16 protein-coding genes are annotated in these 16,270 nt (G+C 72.5%); 13 read left to right on the forward strand and 3 right to left on the reverse strand.

Features of this window, described 5'->3' with window-relative positions; translation table 11 throughout:
* Positions 1-11 precede the first annotated feature (11 nt).
* The 12 genes from ACVUH9_RS15205 to ACVUH9_RS15260 are packed head-to-tail and all read left to right on the forward strand — an operon-like array spanning position 12 to position 12,165.
* On the forward strand, positions 12-1,535 hold the full coding sequence (locus ACVUH9_RS15205; RefSeq protein ID WP_475758349.1) for a dihydroorotase: 1,524 nt from the start codon (positions 12-14) through the stop codon (positions 1,533-1,535).
* Entirely contained in the window at positions 1,532-2,293 is a 762-nt protein-coding gene (locus tag ACVUH9_RS15210) for an isochorismatase family protein (protein ID WP_475758351.1), read from the forward strand. Before ACVUH9_RS15205 ends, ACVUH9_RS15210 begins: the two co-directional genes overlap by 4 nt.
* Positions 2,290-2,856 carry an amino acid synthesis family protein gene (locus ACVUH9_RS15215; protein ID WP_475758353.1) on the forward strand — a complete coding sequence of 189 codons (567 nt, stop codon included), beginning with the start codon at positions 2,290-2,292 and terminating at the stop codon, positions 2,854-2,856. Before ACVUH9_RS15210 ends, ACVUH9_RS15215 begins: the two co-directional genes overlap by 4 nt.
* A gap of 1 nt (position 2,857) precedes the next feature.
* Positions 2,858-4,024, forward strand: a complete 1,167-nt coding sequence (locus ACVUH9_RS15220; protein ID WP_475758355.1) for an amidohydrolase family protein — start codon at positions 2,858-2,860, stop codon at positions 4,022-4,024.
* On the forward strand, positions 4,021-4,656 hold the full coding sequence (locus ACVUH9_RS15225; protein ID WP_475758357.1) for a DUF1989 domain-containing protein: 636 nt from the start codon (positions 4,021-4,023) through the stop codon (positions 4,654-4,656). The genes ACVUH9_RS15220 and ACVUH9_RS15225 overlap by 4 nt, the downstream gene beginning before the upstream one ends.
* The gene (locus ACVUH9_RS15230) at positions 4,635-5,342 is read left to right on the forward strand and encodes a class II aldolase/adducin family protein (RefSeq protein WP_475758359.1); all 708 of its coding nucleotides are present in this window, start codon (positions 4,635-4,637) and stop codon (positions 5,340-5,342) included. The genes ACVUH9_RS15225 and ACVUH9_RS15230 overlap by 22 nt, the downstream gene beginning before the upstream one ends.
* A gap of 38 nt (positions 5,343-5,380) precedes the next feature.
* Positions 5,381-6,424 (forward strand): ABC transporter substrate-binding protein, encoded by a 1,044-nt coding sequence (locus tag ACVUH9_RS15235; protein WP_475758361.1) that lies wholly within the window; start codon positions 5,381-5,383, stop codon positions 6,422-6,424.
* A 6-nt stretch (positions 6,425-6,430) separates the two neighbouring features.
* Positions 6,431-7,225, forward strand: a complete 795-nt coding sequence (locus ACVUH9_RS15240) for an ABC transporter ATP-binding protein (RefSeq protein WP_475758363.1) — start codon at positions 6,431-6,433, stop codon at positions 7,223-7,225.
* Positions 7,222-8,127, forward strand: coding sequence for an ABC transporter permease (locus tag ACVUH9_RS15245; RefSeq protein ID WP_475758365.1), 906 nt, complete (start codon positions 7,222-7,224; stop codon positions 8,125-8,127). The genes ACVUH9_RS15240 and ACVUH9_RS15245 overlap by 4 nt, the downstream gene beginning before the upstream one ends.
* Positions 8,124-9,524 carry an amidohydrolase family protein gene (locus tag ACVUH9_RS15250; protein WP_475758366.1) on the forward strand — a complete coding sequence of 467 codons (1,401 nt, stop codon included), beginning with the start codon at positions 8,124-8,126 and terminating at the stop codon, positions 9,522-9,524. The genes ACVUH9_RS15245 and ACVUH9_RS15250 overlap by 4 nt, the downstream gene beginning before the upstream one ends.
* Positions 9,521-11,161, forward strand: coding sequence for a phytoene desaturase family protein (locus ACVUH9_RS15255; protein ID WP_475758368.1), 1,641 nt, complete (start codon positions 9,521-9,523; stop codon positions 11,159-11,161). Before ACVUH9_RS15250 ends, ACVUH9_RS15255 begins: the two co-directional genes overlap by 4 nt.
* Entirely contained in the window at positions 11,158-12,165 is a 1,008-nt protein-coding gene (locus ACVUH9_RS15260; RefSeq protein WP_475758370.1) for a methyltransferase, read from the forward strand. The genes ACVUH9_RS15255 and ACVUH9_RS15260 overlap by 4 nt, the downstream gene beginning before the upstream one ends.
* A gap of 123 nt (positions 12,166-12,288) precedes the next feature.
* Here ACVUH9_RS15260 and cbiQ read toward each other — a convergent pair whose 3' ends face one another.
* Complete coding sequence (gene cbiQ, locus ACVUH9_RS15265) at positions 12,289-13,065, reverse strand: cobalt ECF transporter T component CbiQ (protein WP_475758372.1); 777 nt, start codon at positions 13,063-13,065, stop codon at positions 12,289-12,291.
* A gap of 148 nt (positions 13,066-13,213) precedes the next feature.
* Here cbiQ and ACVUH9_RS15270 point away from each other — a divergent pair, with 148 nt between their 5' ends.
* Positions 13,214-13,576: a RidA family protein gene (locus tag ACVUH9_RS15270; RefSeq protein WP_475758374.1), complete on the forward strand. Its 363-nt coding sequence runs from the start codon at positions 13,214-13,216 to the stop codon at positions 13,574-13,576.
* Between the two features lie 106 nt (positions 13,577-13,682).
* Here the strand turns inward: ACVUH9_RS15270 and ACVUH9_RS15275 are convergent, their stop codons facing one another.
* Together ACVUH9_RS15275 and ACVUH9_RS15280 are read right to left on the reverse strand one after the other, a co-directional pair.
* Positions 13,683-15,173 (reverse strand): cellulase family glycosylhydrolase, encoded by a 1,491-nt coding sequence (locus ACVUH9_RS15275; protein ID WP_475758375.1) that lies wholly within the window; start codon positions 15,171-15,173, stop codon positions 13,683-13,685.
* Between the two features lie 199 nt (positions 15,174-15,372).
* Positions 15,373-16,236: an alpha/beta hydrolase gene (locus ACVUH9_RS15280; protein WP_475758377.1), complete on the reverse strand. Its 864-nt coding sequence runs from the start codon at positions 16,234-16,236 to the stop codon at positions 15,373-15,375.
* Between the last annotated feature and the right edge of the window lie 34 nt (positions 16,237-16,270).

Raw genomic sequence — 16,270 nt, forward strand, 5'->3', positions numbered from 1 at the left:
CTCATGAGCACATGACCGATACACGCATGGTCGACCTCGTCATCACGGGTGGCACCGTCGTCACCCCGAGTGGCCCCCGCCGCGCCGGCATCGCCGTCGACAACGGCAAGATCGTCGCGATCGCCGACGACGCGCTGCTGCCGCCGGCCCGGACCACCCGCGACGCCACCGGGCTGCACATCATCCCGGGCCTGGTCGACACCGAGTCCCACCCCGGCTGCTACGTGCCGCTGCGGGAGGACCTCGAGTCCGAGAGCCGCGCCGCCGTCGCCGCCGGCGTCACGACCTGGGGCATCCACGCCCCGATGACCCGGATGGGCCAGCCGGACTGGGTCGAGTTCGTGCAGAAGGAGGACGTCCGCTCCTTCCACGAGTCGATGCCGCACTTCATCGACACCGTCGAGGAGGTCTCGGCCGTCGACGTCTTCGCGACGTACATGATGGAGACCGACCTCCAGGCGCGCGAGATCCCGGAGTACGCCAGCGAGTACGGCGTCACCAGCTTCAAGCTCTACCTCCAGGCGATGAGCCCCGAGGCCGAGCCGCACTGGCCCGGCCGCCGCGCCGGCCTCGGCCACGGCTTCGACGACGGCGTCGTCTACCAGGTGATGGAGGCCACGGCCGCCCTCGGGGATCCGGGGATCGTCGCGCTCCACTGCGAGAACTGGGAGATCGCCCGCGTCTTCGACGAGCGCCTGCGCAGCCAGGGCCGCACCGACTGGGCCACCTGGTCGGACCGCTCGCCGCACTTCCTCGAGGCGCAGCACCTGCGCCAGTACGGCCACTTCGCGGAGTACCTCGGCTGCCCGATCTACGTCCAGCACGCGACGACGCCCGAGACGTACGACGAGATCCTCGAGCTGCGCGGTCGCGGCGTCACGGTCCACGCCCAGACCGGCCCGCACTGGCTGAACTTCGGCAAGGAGGAGAGCAACGCCTGGCGGATCAACGTGCCGCTGCGTTCGCGCGAGAACAACCCGAACATCTGGAACGCGCTCGCCGCCGACATCATCAACGCGGTCGGCTCCGACCACGTCACGCCGTGGGGCGACGTCGACTACGACGCCTGCTACAACGAGAACATCTGGGAGCTGAAGACCGGCTTCACCTCGCGCGTCGAGATGCTGCTGCCGGTCCTGCTCGAGGGCGTCCACCAGGGCAAGCTCACGCTCGAGCGTCTGGTCGAGGTCGCCTGCGAGAACCCGGCGAAGATCTTCGGCCTGTTCCCCCAGAAGGGCTCGATCCAGGTCGGCGGCGACGCGGACCTGGTGCTGATCGACCTCAACCGGACCCGCAAGGTCAGCAACTCCCAGCTGCTGACCCGGACCGGCTGGTCCGTGCTCGACGGGCACACCGTCCACGGCTGCGGCGTCGCGACCTACCTCCGCGGCAAGCTGATGGCCCGCTGGGAGGAGGGTGCCCCGAAGCCCGAGTTCCTCGGTGACAACGCCGACGGCAACTACCTGCGCCGCGTCGCCGGTCGCCCGCGGGTCCCGCTCGCGGCGCCGGACGAGGCCGCCGGGGTGACGGCATGACCGACGCCCGCCCCTGGGACGACGTCCTCGGTGACGAGGATCGTCAGGTCTTCGAGACGGCGGGCTGGGGCAAGGACGCGGGCTTCGGCCAGCGTCCGGTCCTGCTCGTCGTCGACGTGATCTACAACTTCGTCGGCGACAAGCCCGAGCCGATCCTCGAGTCGATCAAGCGCTGGCGCTACTCCTGCGGCGAGCGCGGCTGGGAGGGCATCAAGCACCTCCAGCGGCTGATCGCCGTGGCCCGCGAGCAGCAGATCCCGATCGTCTACACCGGCATGGACCGGCGTCCGGACGGCTTCGACCAGGGCGCCTGGAACTGGAAGAGCCACCGCTCCGGCGAGGCGAGTGACGTCAAGGGCCACCTCGGCAACGAGATCGTGGCCGAGGTCGCCCCGCAGCCGGAGGACATCTACTTCGTCAAGGACAAGCCGAGCGCCTTCCACGGCACGCACCTGCTCGACTACCTGATCCTGCTCGGGGCCGACACGGTCATCACCACCGGTACGACCACCAGCGGTTGCGTGCGGGCCAGTGCGGTCGACGCGGCGCAGTACAACTACCGCTCGATCGTGCCGCACGAGTGCGCCTGGGACCGCTCCCAGATCTCGCACAAGGTCAACCTGCTCGACATCCAGATGAAGTACGGCGACGTCAAGTCGACCGACGACGTCATCGAGTACTTCCGGTCGCTGCCGCAGCGGCCGTGCGGCGAGCACACGCCGACCGGTGAGCCGAACTACGTCGAGGCGTCCGCATGAGCCTCGTCGTCCGCAAGATCGTGACCGCCTACGAGGAGATCTTCTTCGAGGGCGGGCGCAACGACGGCGAGCCGCTGCGCAAGGCCGCGGCCGCCGCCGTGGTCAAGAACCCGTACGTCGGTCGGCCGTTCTCGGACGACCTCTCCGAGCTGATCGATCCGAGCGCGGATCTCGGGCGCGAGCTCGGGACCCGCGCCGCGGCGCTGCTCGGCGTGCCGGCCGAGAGCTACGGCAAGGCCTCGCTGGTCGGGGCCGACGGCGAGCAGGAGCACGCCGTCGCGATCAAGACCTCGGTCTTCGGCGACGCGTTCCGCGAAGCGATCGGCGGCGCCACGGCGTGGCTGCCGTCGGTCAGCAAGCGGGCCGCGCCGGGGGCGACGGTCGACGTGCCGCTCTGCTTCAAGGACGAGGTCTGGGTCCGCTCGCACTACGACGCGGTGACCCTCCAGATCCACGACGCGCCGCTGGCCGACGAGGTCGTGCTCGTGGTCGCGGTCGCCTCCCGGGGGCGCATCAACGCGCGTCTCGGTGGGATGACGAAGCAGCAGGCGCTCGGGACCTGAGATGCCCACGCTCGAGATCGTCAACCTGGGTGGCCTCGTCACAGGCCGACTCGGGGACTCCGTGCTGCCCGTCTCCGGCCTCCGTTGCGAGGACGGACGGGTCGTGGCGCTGACCGCAACCGGCTCGGCGGACGTCGTGATCGACGCCGCCGGGGCGGTCGCCGCGCCCGGCCTGATCGACACGCACGTCCACGTCGTCTTCGGCGACTGGACGCCGCGTCAGTCGGCGCTGGGCTGGATCGAGTCCTCGATGCACGGGGGCGTGACGTCGATGATGTCCGCCTCCGAGGTCCACCTACCGGGTCGGCCGGTCGATCGTGCCGGGGTCAAGGCGCTCGCGCTGACCGCCCACAAGCACTTCGAGCGCTTCCGTCCCGGCGGCGTGCGGGTCCACGGCGGGTCGCTGATCATCGAGCCGAGCATCGAGCCCGAGGACTTCGCCGAGCTGGCCGCCGAGGGCGTCTGGCTGGCGAAGGTCGGCTTCGGCGCGTTCGCCCGGCAGGCCGAGGCGGCGCCGCTCGTGCGGGCCGCCCAGGCTGCCGGGTTCGTGGTCATGAACCACACCGGCGGCGCCTCGATCCCCGACTCCAGCCCGGTCACGATCGATGACGTGCTGGCGCTCGGCTGCGACCTGATCGGGCACGCCAACGGCGGCACGACGGCGCTGCCGGACGCGGTCCTGCCGCAGCTGTTCGACGCCCCCGGCGCGATCCAGCTCGTCCAGGCGGGCAACCTGCGGTCGGCGCTGCGGATCGTCGCGCTGGCCCAGGAACGGGACGCGCTCGACCGGATCGTGCTCGCCACCGACACGCCGACCGGGACCGGCGTGATGCCGCTCGGGATGCTCAAGACCGTGGTCGAGGTCGCGTCGCTGGCGGGCCTGCCCGCGACCGACGTGATCGCGCTGGCGACCGGCAACAACGGCCGCGTGCTGCGGCGCGAGGAGGGCGTGCTCGACGTCGGTCGTCCCGCCGACGTGGTCCTGCTCCAGGCCCCGCTCGGCGGTGCCGCCACGACCCCGCTCGAGGCGATCGAGCTGGGCGACCTGCCCGCGATCCCCGCCGTCGTCAGCGACGGCGAGCTGCGGGCGTTGCGCTCCCGCAACACCCCGGCCGCCTGTCGGCCGGCCCGTTTGATCCACGACAACCGCAAGGCCGTCCCCGCATGACCGACGACACCACCACCGACTTCGAGCTGGTCACGGATCTGACCGTCCCCGCCAGCCACGGCGGCGTGATCGAGGTCCGCGCCGGGGACCTGCTCGACGTCGTCGACCTCGAGGGCCAGCAGGTCGGCGACCTGATCGCCTACCGGCCCGAGGCGCCCGACGAGTACCTCTCGCCCGCCCACACCACCTCGTGCCTGACCAAGCTGGTGCCGGAGGTCGGCGACGAGCTGTTCTCGAACCGCCGGACGCCGCTGCTGCGGATCGTCCGCGACGACGTCGGCCGCCACGACTTCGTGGTCCCCTGCTGCGACCACGAGCGCTACGCCCGGGACTACGGCATCCACGACCACCGCTCGTGCCTCGGCTCGCTGCGGGAGGCGCTGACCGCCTTCGGCTCGAGCTGGGAGGTCCAGGGCGAGTGGGCGGCCAACGTCTTCATGAACAACGTCCTGACCGAGGACCTGCGGATCGTCACCCACGCGCCCGAGCACGGGCCGGGCTCGACGCTCCGCTGCGAGGTGCTCGAGGACCTGGTCGTCGGGCTCTCCGCCTGCCCCCAGGACCTCAGCGCCTGCAACGCCTTCAACCCCACGAGCATGGCCCTCCGCGCATGGCGTCCTCGATCACGCTGAGCGACGACGACGGCCGGGCGGCGGTCGCGGAGACGGCCCGGATGCTCGCGCGGATGGGCCTGGTCGAGGGCTTCGGCCACGTCTCGACGCGCCGCTCCGGCGGTGGCTTCGCGCTCAGCTCGACCGGACCACTCGGCGCCCAGGAGGCCGAGGACGTGCTGCTGCTGGACGCCGACGGCGAGGTCGTCGCCGGGGATCCGGCCCGACGCCCACTCGAGGCGCCGATGCACGCCGCGGTCTACGCGGCCCGGCCCGACGTCGGCGCGATCTGCCGCACGCACTCGCCGGAGGCGGCCCGCTGGGCCTGCCGACCGGGCCTGCCGCCGCTCGTCCACGGCCTCGGCGGCCTCGCCGGGGCGGTCGGACGCTACGACGACGTCGACCTCGTGACCACCCCTGCCGCGGGCGCCGCGGTCGTCGTCGCCCTCGGCGACGCGGCCTGCGTGCTGCTGCGCGCCAACGGGGTGCTCTGCACCGGTCCCGATCTGGCCGAGGCGACCGTCCGTGCCTGGTACCTCGAGGAACGCTGCGGCTTCGCGACGGCGCTTCCCGAATCCCCCGAGATCACCGGCGAGCCGTTCGCCCGCCGGTCCCGCCACTTCGACGCCGAGCGGCGCCGGGCGTGGCAGTGGCTGTCCGCGCGCTACGGGGCTCCGGCCCCGCCCGTCGTGGCACGTCACCGCTAGTCAGTCATCCCGAGAACCCGCTGGAGGAGAGAGAACGCATGATGAACAACAGATGGGGTCGTACATCGCTCGCGAGCGTCGTCGCCCTGCTCGTCGCGTTGGTGGTCGCCGGTTGCGGCTCGTCGGACGGGTCGTCCGACGGCCCATCCGCGAAGGCCGGAACCGACGGCAAGCTCGAGTCGATGACCAAGGCCACGCTCGTGCTCGACTTCGTGCCGAACGCGCTGCACACCGGCATCTACCGCGCGATCGCGGCCGGCTACTACAAGCAGGAGAACATCGACCTGCGCGTGATCCAGCCGACCTCGAGCGCGGACACGCTGCGGCTGCTCGACGCCGGCAAGGCCGACTTCGGCCTCGCCGACGGCTACGACATCGGCAACCAGATCACGATGGGCCGCGACGTCAAGGCGTTCCTCGCCGTGACCCAGGCGCCGCTCGGCGGGATCATCACCCTCGCCAAGAACAACCTGACCGGCGGCAAGGACTTCGAGGGCCAGCGGATCGGCACCACCGGCGTCGCCTCCGACGAGGCGATCCTCGACACCGTCGTCAAGTTCGGCGGCGGCGACCCGTCCAAGGTCAAGACCGTGACCGTCGGCTTCAACGGCGTCCAGAGCCTCCAGGGCGGCAAGGTCGCCGGCTTCATCGGCTTCTGGCCGTCGGACGGCGTCCAGGTCGAGCACGACGGCCAGCCGGTCAAGACCTTCCGCCTCGACGAGAACGGCGGACCGAAGTACCCCGGGATCGTCGCCTACACGAGCGGCGGCCGGCTCAAGACGGACACCCCGCTGATGCAGGCCTTCTCGCGCGCCACGGTCAAGGGCTACGACGACACGATCGGGGATCCGGACGCGGCGCTGAACGACCTCCTGAAGCAGAACCCGAGCCTCAAGCGGGACCTGATGAAGCAGTCGCTCGACGCCTACCTGCCGATCTTCCAGGGCGACGCCCCGCAGTTCGGGACGATCCGGCCGGAGGCGATCAAGGCGCTCTCCGACTGGATGGTCGAGAACAAGCTGTCGAAGCAGCCGATCGCCTTCGACCGCTACGCCGCGAAGAACATCCTGCCCGCGGAGTGATGCGCGATGCCCAACTGCAAGTTGTCGGTGGAGCAGGTCAGTAAGACCTTCCCCGGCCCCGACGGAAGCCGCGTCGCCGCGCTGGCCGGTCTCGACCTCGAGATCGGCGAGGGCGAGTTCGTCTCGCTGATCGGCCCCAGCGGCTGCGGCAAGTCGACGCTCTTCAACATCATCGCGGGCCTCGCGCAACCGTCCAGCGGCACGCTCCGGCTGGACGGCGAGGTCGAGCGGTCGCTGCTGGGGAAGGTCGGCTACATGCCGCAGAAGGACCTCCTGATGCCGTGGCGGTCGGTGCTCGACAACGTCACGCTCGGACTCGAGATGCGCGGCGTCAGCCGCCGCGCCGCGCGGGTCCAGGCGATGGAGCAGATGGGCCGCTTCGGGCTGCACGGCTTCGAGAAGCGCTGGCCGAGCAAGCTCTCCGGCGGGATGCGGCAGCGTGCCGCGCTGCTGCGGACCTTCCTCGCCGGGCGCGAGATGATGCTGCTGGACGAGCCGTTCGGGGCGCTCGACGCGCTCACCCGCCAGCGGATGCAGGCGTGGCTGCTCGACATCTGGCAGGCCGACCGCAAGACCGTCCTCTTCATCACCCACGACGTCGAGGAGGCGGTCTACCTCTCCGACCGCGTCTACGTGATGTCGGGACGGCCGGGCAAGATCGACCTCTGCGTCGACGTCGAGCTGCCGCGCCCGCGGCAGCCGGAGGTCGTCGCGACCCCCGAGTTCATCGCGCTCAAGCAACGGTTGCTGGAGCCGCTCAACGAGGCCTCCCGCCGCCAGCTCGAGGAGGTCGCCGCATGAGCTCCCCGTCGAGCTCCGCCGCGGCCCCCGTGGCGGCCCCCGGTCCGTTGCTGCCGACGCCCGATCCGGCGTCGGCTACGGCGCGCCCCTCGCTGGGCGATCGGATCACCTCGCTGGCCGCGGCGATCCTGCCGCCGCTGCTGTTCCTCGTCGCCGTGCTCGTCGTCTGGCAGGTCGGCGTCTCGGCCGCCAACGTCCGCGAGTCGACGCTGCCGGCGCCGACCGGGATCGTCGACGCGCTCTGGGCCGAGCGCAGCCTGCTCGGCTCCAACGCCTGGGTCACCGTCAAGGAGATCCTGATCGGCTACGTCGCCGCGATCCTCCTCGGCGTCGGGCTCGCCGCGATCATCTGCACCTCGCGGTGGGTCGAGCGGGCGCTCTACCCGTGGCTGGTCGCCTCGCAGATGGTGCCGATCCCCGCGATCGCCCCGATCATCGTGATCTGGACCGGGTTCGACATGCGCCCGAAGATCATCGTGATCGCGCTGGTCAGCTTCTTCCCGATCGCGGTCAACACGATCGACGGCCTCAAGTCGACCGAGCCGGAGCTGGTCAACCTGCTGAAGACGCTCGGCGCCGGGCGCTGGAAGCGCTTCCGGACCGCGCTGCTGCCGGCCGCGATGCCGTTCCTGTTCTCCGGGCTCAAGATCGCCGCGGCGCTCTCCGTGATCGGTGCGGTCTTCGCCGAGTGGGTCGGATCGGACGCCGGGCTCGGCTACCTGATCCTGACCTTCAACAACCAGTCCGCGACGCCCGAGATGTTCGCGGCGATCGTCCTGCTCGCCGGCATCGGCATCGCCCTCTTCATGGCGATCGGTCTGCTCGAGCGGCTGCTGCTTCCCTGGTACCACGACGCTCGGCGCGAGGATCGCGACCCGGGCAAGGAGGTTCGAAAGTCATGACCACGCTCGTTCGCGGGGCCTGGGTGCTCGCGATGGACCCCAACGCGGAGCTGATCCGTGACGGCGGCGTCGTCTTCGACGACGAGGGCACGATCCTGGCGGTCGGGCCATCGGCGGTCCTCGCCGGCCAGTTCCCGGACGCGACCGTGGTCGGCGACGGCAACGGGATCGTGATGCCCGGGTTCGTCAACTGCCACACGCACCTGACCGAGGGCCTGATCACCGGGATGGCCGAGACCGGCTCGCTGTTCGAGTGGGCCGACCGGATCATCGTGCCCTGCGGCGAGGTGATGACCCGCGAGGACGTGCGCGTCGGCACCCGCCTGAAGGCGGCGGAGATGCTGCTGTCCGGGATCACGACCGTCAACGACATGTCGTGCCACCGCAACATCGGCTCGCTGGCCTCGCTCGGCGCGGCCGACGGCCTGGCCGAGCTCGGGATGCGCGGCTTCGTCTCGTTCGGGGCCGAGGACCTCTACGACGGCGCGCCGTCGCCAGAGGCCCACATGGCCGAGCACGAGGCGCTCGCCGACCGGCTCTCCACCGAGCGGCGGCTGCACTTCCGGGCCGGCGTCGGCACCGTCCTCGGCGTCACCGACGAGCTGCTGGCGCTGACGGTCGAGGGCTGCCGCAGCCACGGCTGGGCGGTCCACACCCACCTGGCCGAGGTTCGCGAGGAGGTCAGCGAATCCCGCCACCGCCACGGACGCACGACCGTCGAGCACGCCGCCGCGGTCGGGCTGCTCGACCACGAGCTGATCGCCGGGCACTGCATCTGGTGCAACGACCACGACGTCTCGCTGCTCAGCGCCCGCGACGTCGCGGTCTCGCACAACCCGGTCGCCAACATGATCCTGGCCTCCGGCGTCTGTCCGGTCCCGCGCTTCCTGCGTGAGGGGATCCGGGTCGGGCTCGGCACCGACGGGGCCGCGTCGAACGACAACCAGGACATGTTCGGCGTGCTCAAGACGGCCGCGCTGATGCAGAAGAACCACCACCTGCGGGCCGACGCGATCACCGCGGTCGAGGTCGTCCGGATGGCCACGATCGGCGGGGCCGAGGCGCTCGGGCTGGCCGGTGAGATCGGGTCGTTGACCCCGGGCAAGCGGGCCGACCTGGTCCTGCTCGACGGCAACACGCCGGAGCTGGCCGCGATCCACGACCCGTGGCAGCAGATCGTCTACTGCGCGACGGCGCGCTGCGTCTCGGAGGTCTGGCTCGACGGCGAGCTGCGCGTCAGCGACGGCAAGCTGCTCGGGCAGGACATGAGCACGCTGACGTTCGAGGCGCGGGTGCTCGCGACCGACCTGGTCCAGCGGGCCGGGCTCGGGCACGAGTCGGTGCTGGCCGGCGACGGCCAGGCGTTCGCGTCGTCGCTGGTGAAGGAGGCCCTGTGAGCAACGAGTTCGACATCGTCCTCGTCGGCGGGGGCCACAACGGCCTCGTCTGCGGCTCCTACCTGGCCCGCGCCGGCCTCTCGGTCGTGGTCCTGGAGCAGTCGGCCACGCCCGGCGGCTGCATCCACACGATCGACCTGCCCGACGGCCGCGGCCGGCTCGAGCTGGGTGGCTACGAGCACGGCGGGATCCGCGGGAGCGGGGTGTCGGCGGACCTGGAGCTGGAGACCCGTCACGGGCTCCGCTTCCACCTCCGCGACCAGGTCACGCTCGCGCCCTGCGACGACGGGACCGCGCTCGGCTTCGACGCCTCGCTCGAGCGCACGCTCGACAACATCGGCCCGATCGTCGGCGCGACCGAGGCCGAGGCCTACCGGCGGTTCGCCGCCTGGTCGACCTCCGCGATGCAGCTCGTCAGCCAGACCGAGAGCGGCCCGGCCCCGACCCTGCGGCAGCTCTCGGCGCTGGCCGAGCTGGCGCTGGGGAGCGAGTCGGGCAAGCTGCTCCAGACCCTCTTCGGGTCGGCGTCGGCGACGCTCCGCGGGACCTTCGACGACGAGCGCCTGCAGGGGCCGCTGGCCCACTGGGCGGCGCACTCGCAGCAGTCGCCGCTCGACCCCGGGACCGGGGCGGGCGCGCTGATGCTGCCCGGCGGCCACGGCAACCCGGCAGCGCGGCCCGAGGGCGGATCGCGCTCGACGGTCGAGGCGCTGGTCCGCAGCCTCGAGGCCCACGGCGGCACGCTCCGCTGCGGCGCCCCGGCCGACCGGATCGAGATGCGCAACGGCCGCGCGGTCGCGGTCCACTCCGGGGGCGAGCGCTGGTCCGCGCGGAAGGCGGTCGTCTCGGCGATCGACGTCCGGCGGGTCTTCGGTGGCCTGCTGCGTCCCGAGGAGGTGCCGGTGCGGCTGCGCGAGGAGCTGCGGCGGGTCCACGTCGGCCGCCGCAACGTCTCCGAGATCAAGGTCGATGCGCAGCTCGCGTCGATGCCGAAGGTCCCCGGTCCAGAGGGCTTCGAGCGCTCGTTCATGCTCTCGGCCAACACCACGACCGACCTCGAGCGGGCGTTCGCCCGGATCCAGCTCGGTGAGCTGCCGGAGCGCCCGCCGGTGATGATCGCGTTCCCGTCGACGCTCGAGTCGGGCTGGGCGCCGGAGGGCCGGGCGACCGTCTGGCTGTCCTCGTTCGTGCCCTGGCGCCCGGCCTCCGGGTCGTGGGACCAGGCCTCGATGGAGGCCGCCGCCGACAACGTCTGGCGGACGGCCGAGCGCGCGCTCGGGACCGAGCTGGAGGCCGTCGAGCGCAAGATCACCGGCCCCGACGACTGGGTCGCACGCCACGGCGCCTCGAACGCCAACCCCAACCAGATCGAGATGAGCATGGACCAGCTGCTGAGCTTCCGGCCGACCCCGAGCCTGGCCGGCTACCGGACCCCGCTCGACGGGCTCTACCTGACCGGCGCCGGGACCCACCCCGGCGGCGGGATCACCGGGGTTCCCGGCCGCAACGCCGCGAACGTGATCCTGGCCGACCTCGGCCTCGGCAGCAAGCGGCGCCGTGGCCAGCAGCTGCGGGAGCAGGTCGCGCTGGTGCGCGACGCCGCGAAGGCCGCGCTCGCGATGCGGAAGGCCGCATGAGCCCCGCGGCACCGACGTCGGACGGGGGACCGGTCGACGCGATCGGCCTCCTGACCGCCTACCAGCACTCGGCGGTCGTGGCGGCCGCGACCCGGACCGGGGTCGCCGACGCGATCGCCCACGAGGCCAGGTCGGCCGCGGCGGTCGCGGTCGAGATCGACGGCCACGCGCGGGGCACCCAGGCCCTGCTCGGCGCGATGACGGCGCTCGGCCTGGCCGAGCACGTCGAGGACGGCTACCGGCTGACCGAGGGCGGCGGCCCGCTGGCCAGCGACCACCCGCGCACGATCTGCCGGATCGTCGACAAGGAGTGGTTCTTCTACCGCGCCTGGATGGGCCTGGAGGACACGGTCCGCGACGGCCACGCCCAGATCGCGCCGTGGCCCGAGCGGCTGCGGGACGACCCGGCCCAGTCGCACGCGTTCCTGCGTGCGCTCGACGACCTCTGCGGGCTGTTCGGCGGCGAGCTGCCGGGGCTGAGCGGGATCTCCGCTCCGGGGCGCCTGCTCGACGTCGGCGGCGGAACCGGCTGCCACGCGGCGAACCTCGCGGCGGCGGTGCCCGGCGTCGAGCCGACGGTGCTCGACCTGGCGGACGTCGAGCCGGTCCTGCGCGAGCGGCACCCGGAGCTGGCGTTCGAGGTCGGCGACCTCGAGGCCCCGCGCTTCGGGCGGCCCGAGGGGGAGAGGTGGGAGTACGTCCTGCTCGGCAACATCCTCCACGACCAGCCGGCCGAGCGCTGCGCCGAGATCGTCCGCACGGCGAGCGGGCTGCTGGCCGACGGCGGCACGCTGCTCGTCTACGACTGGCCGCTGCACGAGGGCCGCGACAGCCCCGGTGCGGTCGCGCTGTTCGCGCTGATGATGATGGTCGAGAACGAGGGCGGCAACGCCTGGACCGACGGTGAGATCACCGGTTGGCTGCGCGATGCGGGCCTCGTCGACGTCGACCTCCGCCGCGGCCACGGACCGATCGCCGTGATCCGCGGGACGCGGCGGAACTGAGCTTCGGGGGCGGTGGCGGCGTTCGGGGGAGAGCCGCCACCGCTCGCGAAGGATCTGGAGTCGGGCGAGGGGCGAATGACGTCGTTGGTCCGGCAACGACCCCGCGCGCTCGGGCCGCGGCCGTCAGGCCCCGAGCGCCCGCGCGGCGATCGTCGTCAGTGCCGCGAGCGCGGGGACGGCGAGCGTCGCCGTCCACTCCAGCGGACGCGCGGGGGTGGTCAGCAGGCCCGGCGGCATCCCGCCGTTCCAGCCGCGACTGACCATCGCCAGCTGGACCCGCTCGCCCCGCTCGAAGCAGCGCACGAGCAGGGTCCCGGCGGAGCGGAGCACGGCCTTCGCCTGCCAGAGGAAGCGCGGATCGTCGCCGCGCGCGACCCGCGCGGTCTGCATCCGCTGGAGCTCGCCGAGCACGACCTCGACGTAGCGGATGGTGAAGCCGGCGATCGCGGTGAAGACGCGCGGGGCATGCAGCCGCTCGGCGCCAGCGAGGATCGCGGCGGGCGGGGTGCAGGCGGCGACCACGGCCGTGGCCAGCAGCACCAGCGAGGCCTTGGCGATGATCGTCCACGCCATCCACAGGCCCTCGGTCGCGAGCGGGATCCCGAGCACGTGGATCCGCTCGCCGTGGGCCGCGAACGGCAGCACGATCACGAACAGGATGAAGGGGATCTCGATCATCAGCCGCTTGAGCAGGTCGAGCGGCGGGATCCGGGCCACGCTGGCGGCGGCGAGCACGAGCAGCAGGTGCAGGCCGTAGGGCCAGAAGACGTGGCTCGGGGTCAGCGCGACGGCGACCGCGAACAGGACCAGCGCGGCGACCTTGCACTGCGGCGGGATCCGGTGGAGCGGGGTGTCGAGCCCGAGCAGCTCCTCGTTCCCGCCGTGGGCGGCCCCGCTCACGGCGCCGATGGGGGAGTCGCGACCATCGCCGAGGACGGTAGCGGAGCGGGAAGGACGGCCGGGGTGGCGACCCGTTCGGCCGGCGTCGTCGCCATCATTCCGCCGCGACCGTCCGGCGCCGCCGGCGGCACGACCCAGGAGCACGATCGTGACGAACCCCGCCGGACCCCCGCTGAGCCCCTACCGCGAGCTCGACCAGCTGGTCATCACCTCCGGCCAGGTCGGGATCGACCCCGCCACGGGCGAGGCACCCGCCGACTTCGAGGGCCAGGCCCGCGTCGCGCTCGACAACCTCGAGGCCGTCCTGGCCGACGCGGGCGCCTCGCTGGCGACGGTCCTGAAGGCGACGATCTTCCTCGTCGACCGGGCCGACTTCCCGGTCATGAACCGGCTCTACCTCGAGCGCTTCGGCGCCCCGTTCCCGGCGCGGTCGACGGTCATCTGCGGGCTGGCCGACGAGCGTCTGCTGTTCGAGATCGAGGCGATCGCCGCCAAGCTCCCCACCGCCTGATCGCGGCAGCGGTCCGCGGCCTCGCGCTCGCGCTCGCGCGACGGCTTGCTGATGCGGATTGGCGTTCGCGGGCAACGCCAATCTGCATCAGCCCGGTGGAGCGCCCCTACAACCGCCGCAACGCGGTCACGGCGCTGGTCCGGGTCCGCCCGTCGACCGGGGACGCGTAGCGGTAGCGGTAGCGCGCGCTGCTCGATCGCGGGACGCGCACGCTGAAGCTGCCGCGGCGATCGGTGGTGAGCGTCCGGGAGCGGCGCCAGCTCTTGCCGACCCGGCGCTGGAGCTCGACCCGGGTCCGGCCGGTCGCCGTCCGCACCTGGCCCCAGACCGTCGCCTGGCGGGCGCTGCGGGAGCCGAAGATCGGGTTGGGGAACGCCGCCGCCAGCGGCTTCGCGCGGCCGTCGGCGTCGTAGAGGCCGGACTGCCAGCCGTGAGCGAACTGGTCGCCCGCCGCGATCGGCTCGTCCTGCCACTCGTAGTGGGTCAGCAGCTGCACCCGGGGGTTGCGGGCCGCCGTCCACCAGCCCCACTGCGACCACGCAGCCTGCTTGGCGGGCGAGACCCCCATCCGCTTGTCGGGCGGGTTGGTCTCGTAGGCGTACTCGCTCAGCCACAGCGGCAGGCGCTTGGCGCCGACGACGGCGATCCGGCGGCCGCGGGTCAGCCGGTCGACGACCGTGGTCAGCCGCGAGAGGTCGCCCATCCGCGCGTCGCCGCTGCTCGGGCTGCGGTAGCCCGGCGAGTAGGTGCTCGAGTGCGGGTGGTAGGCGAGCACGTTGCCGCGCGGACGGACGAACCGGCGGCAGTCACCGGTGGTCTGCCGGCGGTAGCGCGACGTCACGCAGGCCATCTCGCGCAGGAACCGCAGCGGCTGGGTCGTGCTGTTGGTGCGGTTGGCGTACTGGTCGCCCTTCGAGGAGGTCGCCCCGATCGCGATCGTCGCGCTCGGGTCCGCCTTGCGGATCGCGCGATAGCCGGCGTCGGCGAGCTTGCGGTAGAGGTGCGGGGCGTAGGACCGGCAGCGGGTCCCGGTGCAGCGCTGCTGCGGCTGCAACCAGGTGGCGATGTTCGGCTCGTTCCAGATCACGTAGCGGTCGACGCGCGACGCCACATGGCCGGCGACGGCGGTCGCGAAGTGGCCGAAGCGGGACGGGTCGGGCCGCCAGCGGGGGTTGCGGCGGGCCGGCTCGAGCGAGCCCCAGATCGGCCCGGGGCCCGTGATCGTCAGCGTCACCGACATCCCGTGGCGGCGGACGAGGTCGATCTTCTCGTCCAGCCGCCGCAGGTCGTAGGCGCCGTCGGCGCGGTCGTCGAAGCCGGCCGGCATCCGCGTCGACTCGGGATCCGGGGCGATGTGCGACCACTGCGCGAACAGCCGTACGTCCTGGACGCCGGCCGCCTTCCAGCGGGCGACGATCGGCTCCGCCTCGGCGACCGGCCGGTTGAGGATCCCGTCGTCGGCGAGCCCGGTGCGGATCGCCGCGGAGGCCGAAGCGGCGCCGGGCGCCACGGCCCCGGCGACGAGCGTCAGGAGCAGCAGGAGGACGAGCGACAGGGCGGCCGGGAGGCCGCGGCCGGGCCGGCGGAGGGACAGCACAGAGGGCACCTCGGGGGAAGGGGCGGAGGCGATGCCCGCCCGGCGGGCGCGGGCCGGCGGGGGCATCCGGGTTCGTGGTCTGGAACCCGCGCAGGACCGGGAAGTTGTGGTTTCGCGACCCGATGCCGGCCCGGCCGTTCCGGGAGGACCCGCTGGTTCCGGATGCCCTCCGGGTCGACCGCCGGGCGCGTCGCCGGTGTCAGCCGACCTCGGTGCTCGGGGCCAGCGCCCACTCCAGCGCGAGGTCGGCGACCTCCTGCCAGCCCTCCTGCCCGACCACGTAGTGGCTGCGGCCGGGCAGCACGCGGAAGGCGGTGACCGACTCGGAGCGGTGGTAGCGGTGGGCGTTGGCGCGGTTGACCGACGGCGGGATCACGTGGTCCTCGCCGCCGGCCAGGAACAGCAGCGGGGCCCGCAGGTCGTTGTGGTAGTCGACGGTGGTCGCGGCGTGCCGGGCGAGCCCGGCCAGCGCGCCCTGGAAGAGCACCCGTCCCGGCGCCGGGACGTGCTGACGGGCGTAGACCTCGTCCGACTGCTCGCGGCTGAAGGTGTTGGTGAAGGCGTAGTGGAACTGTCGCGCGCTCAGCGGCACCGCCCGGCGGATGTTGAACGGGTTGCGCAGGACCGGCAGCGTCGAGCGCAGGGTCGAGGCGGGCAGCCGGTCGACGCCCTTGGTCGGGGCGCTGGCCAGCGCGACCCCGGCCGTCGCCAGCCCGCGGTCGAGCAGCAGCTGGACGAAGGTGCCGCCGAACGAGTGGCCGATGATGATCGGCGGCTTCTCGAGGTTGCGGATCACGTTCTCGAGGTGGCTGACGATCGCGGGGATCCCGAGCGCGGCGATCGGCGACGGGTCGTGGCGTAGCTCCTCGACGCTCGCCTCCATCCCCGGGTAGGTCGGCGTCAGCACGTCGTAGCCGGCGCGGGTGTAGCGGTCGACCCAGTCGTCCCAGCTGCGGGGGGTCATCCAGAGGCCGTGGATCAGGACGATCGTGTCCGGTTCCGAGGCGGAGGCGTGGGCCGAGGCGGTGATCGGAACGGATGCGGGGTCGAGGGTCGTGCTCACGGTGGTCTCCGGAACGCTCGTGCAGGGTGGAGCG

Source organism: Patulibacter ginsengiterrae (assembly GCF_056269115.1).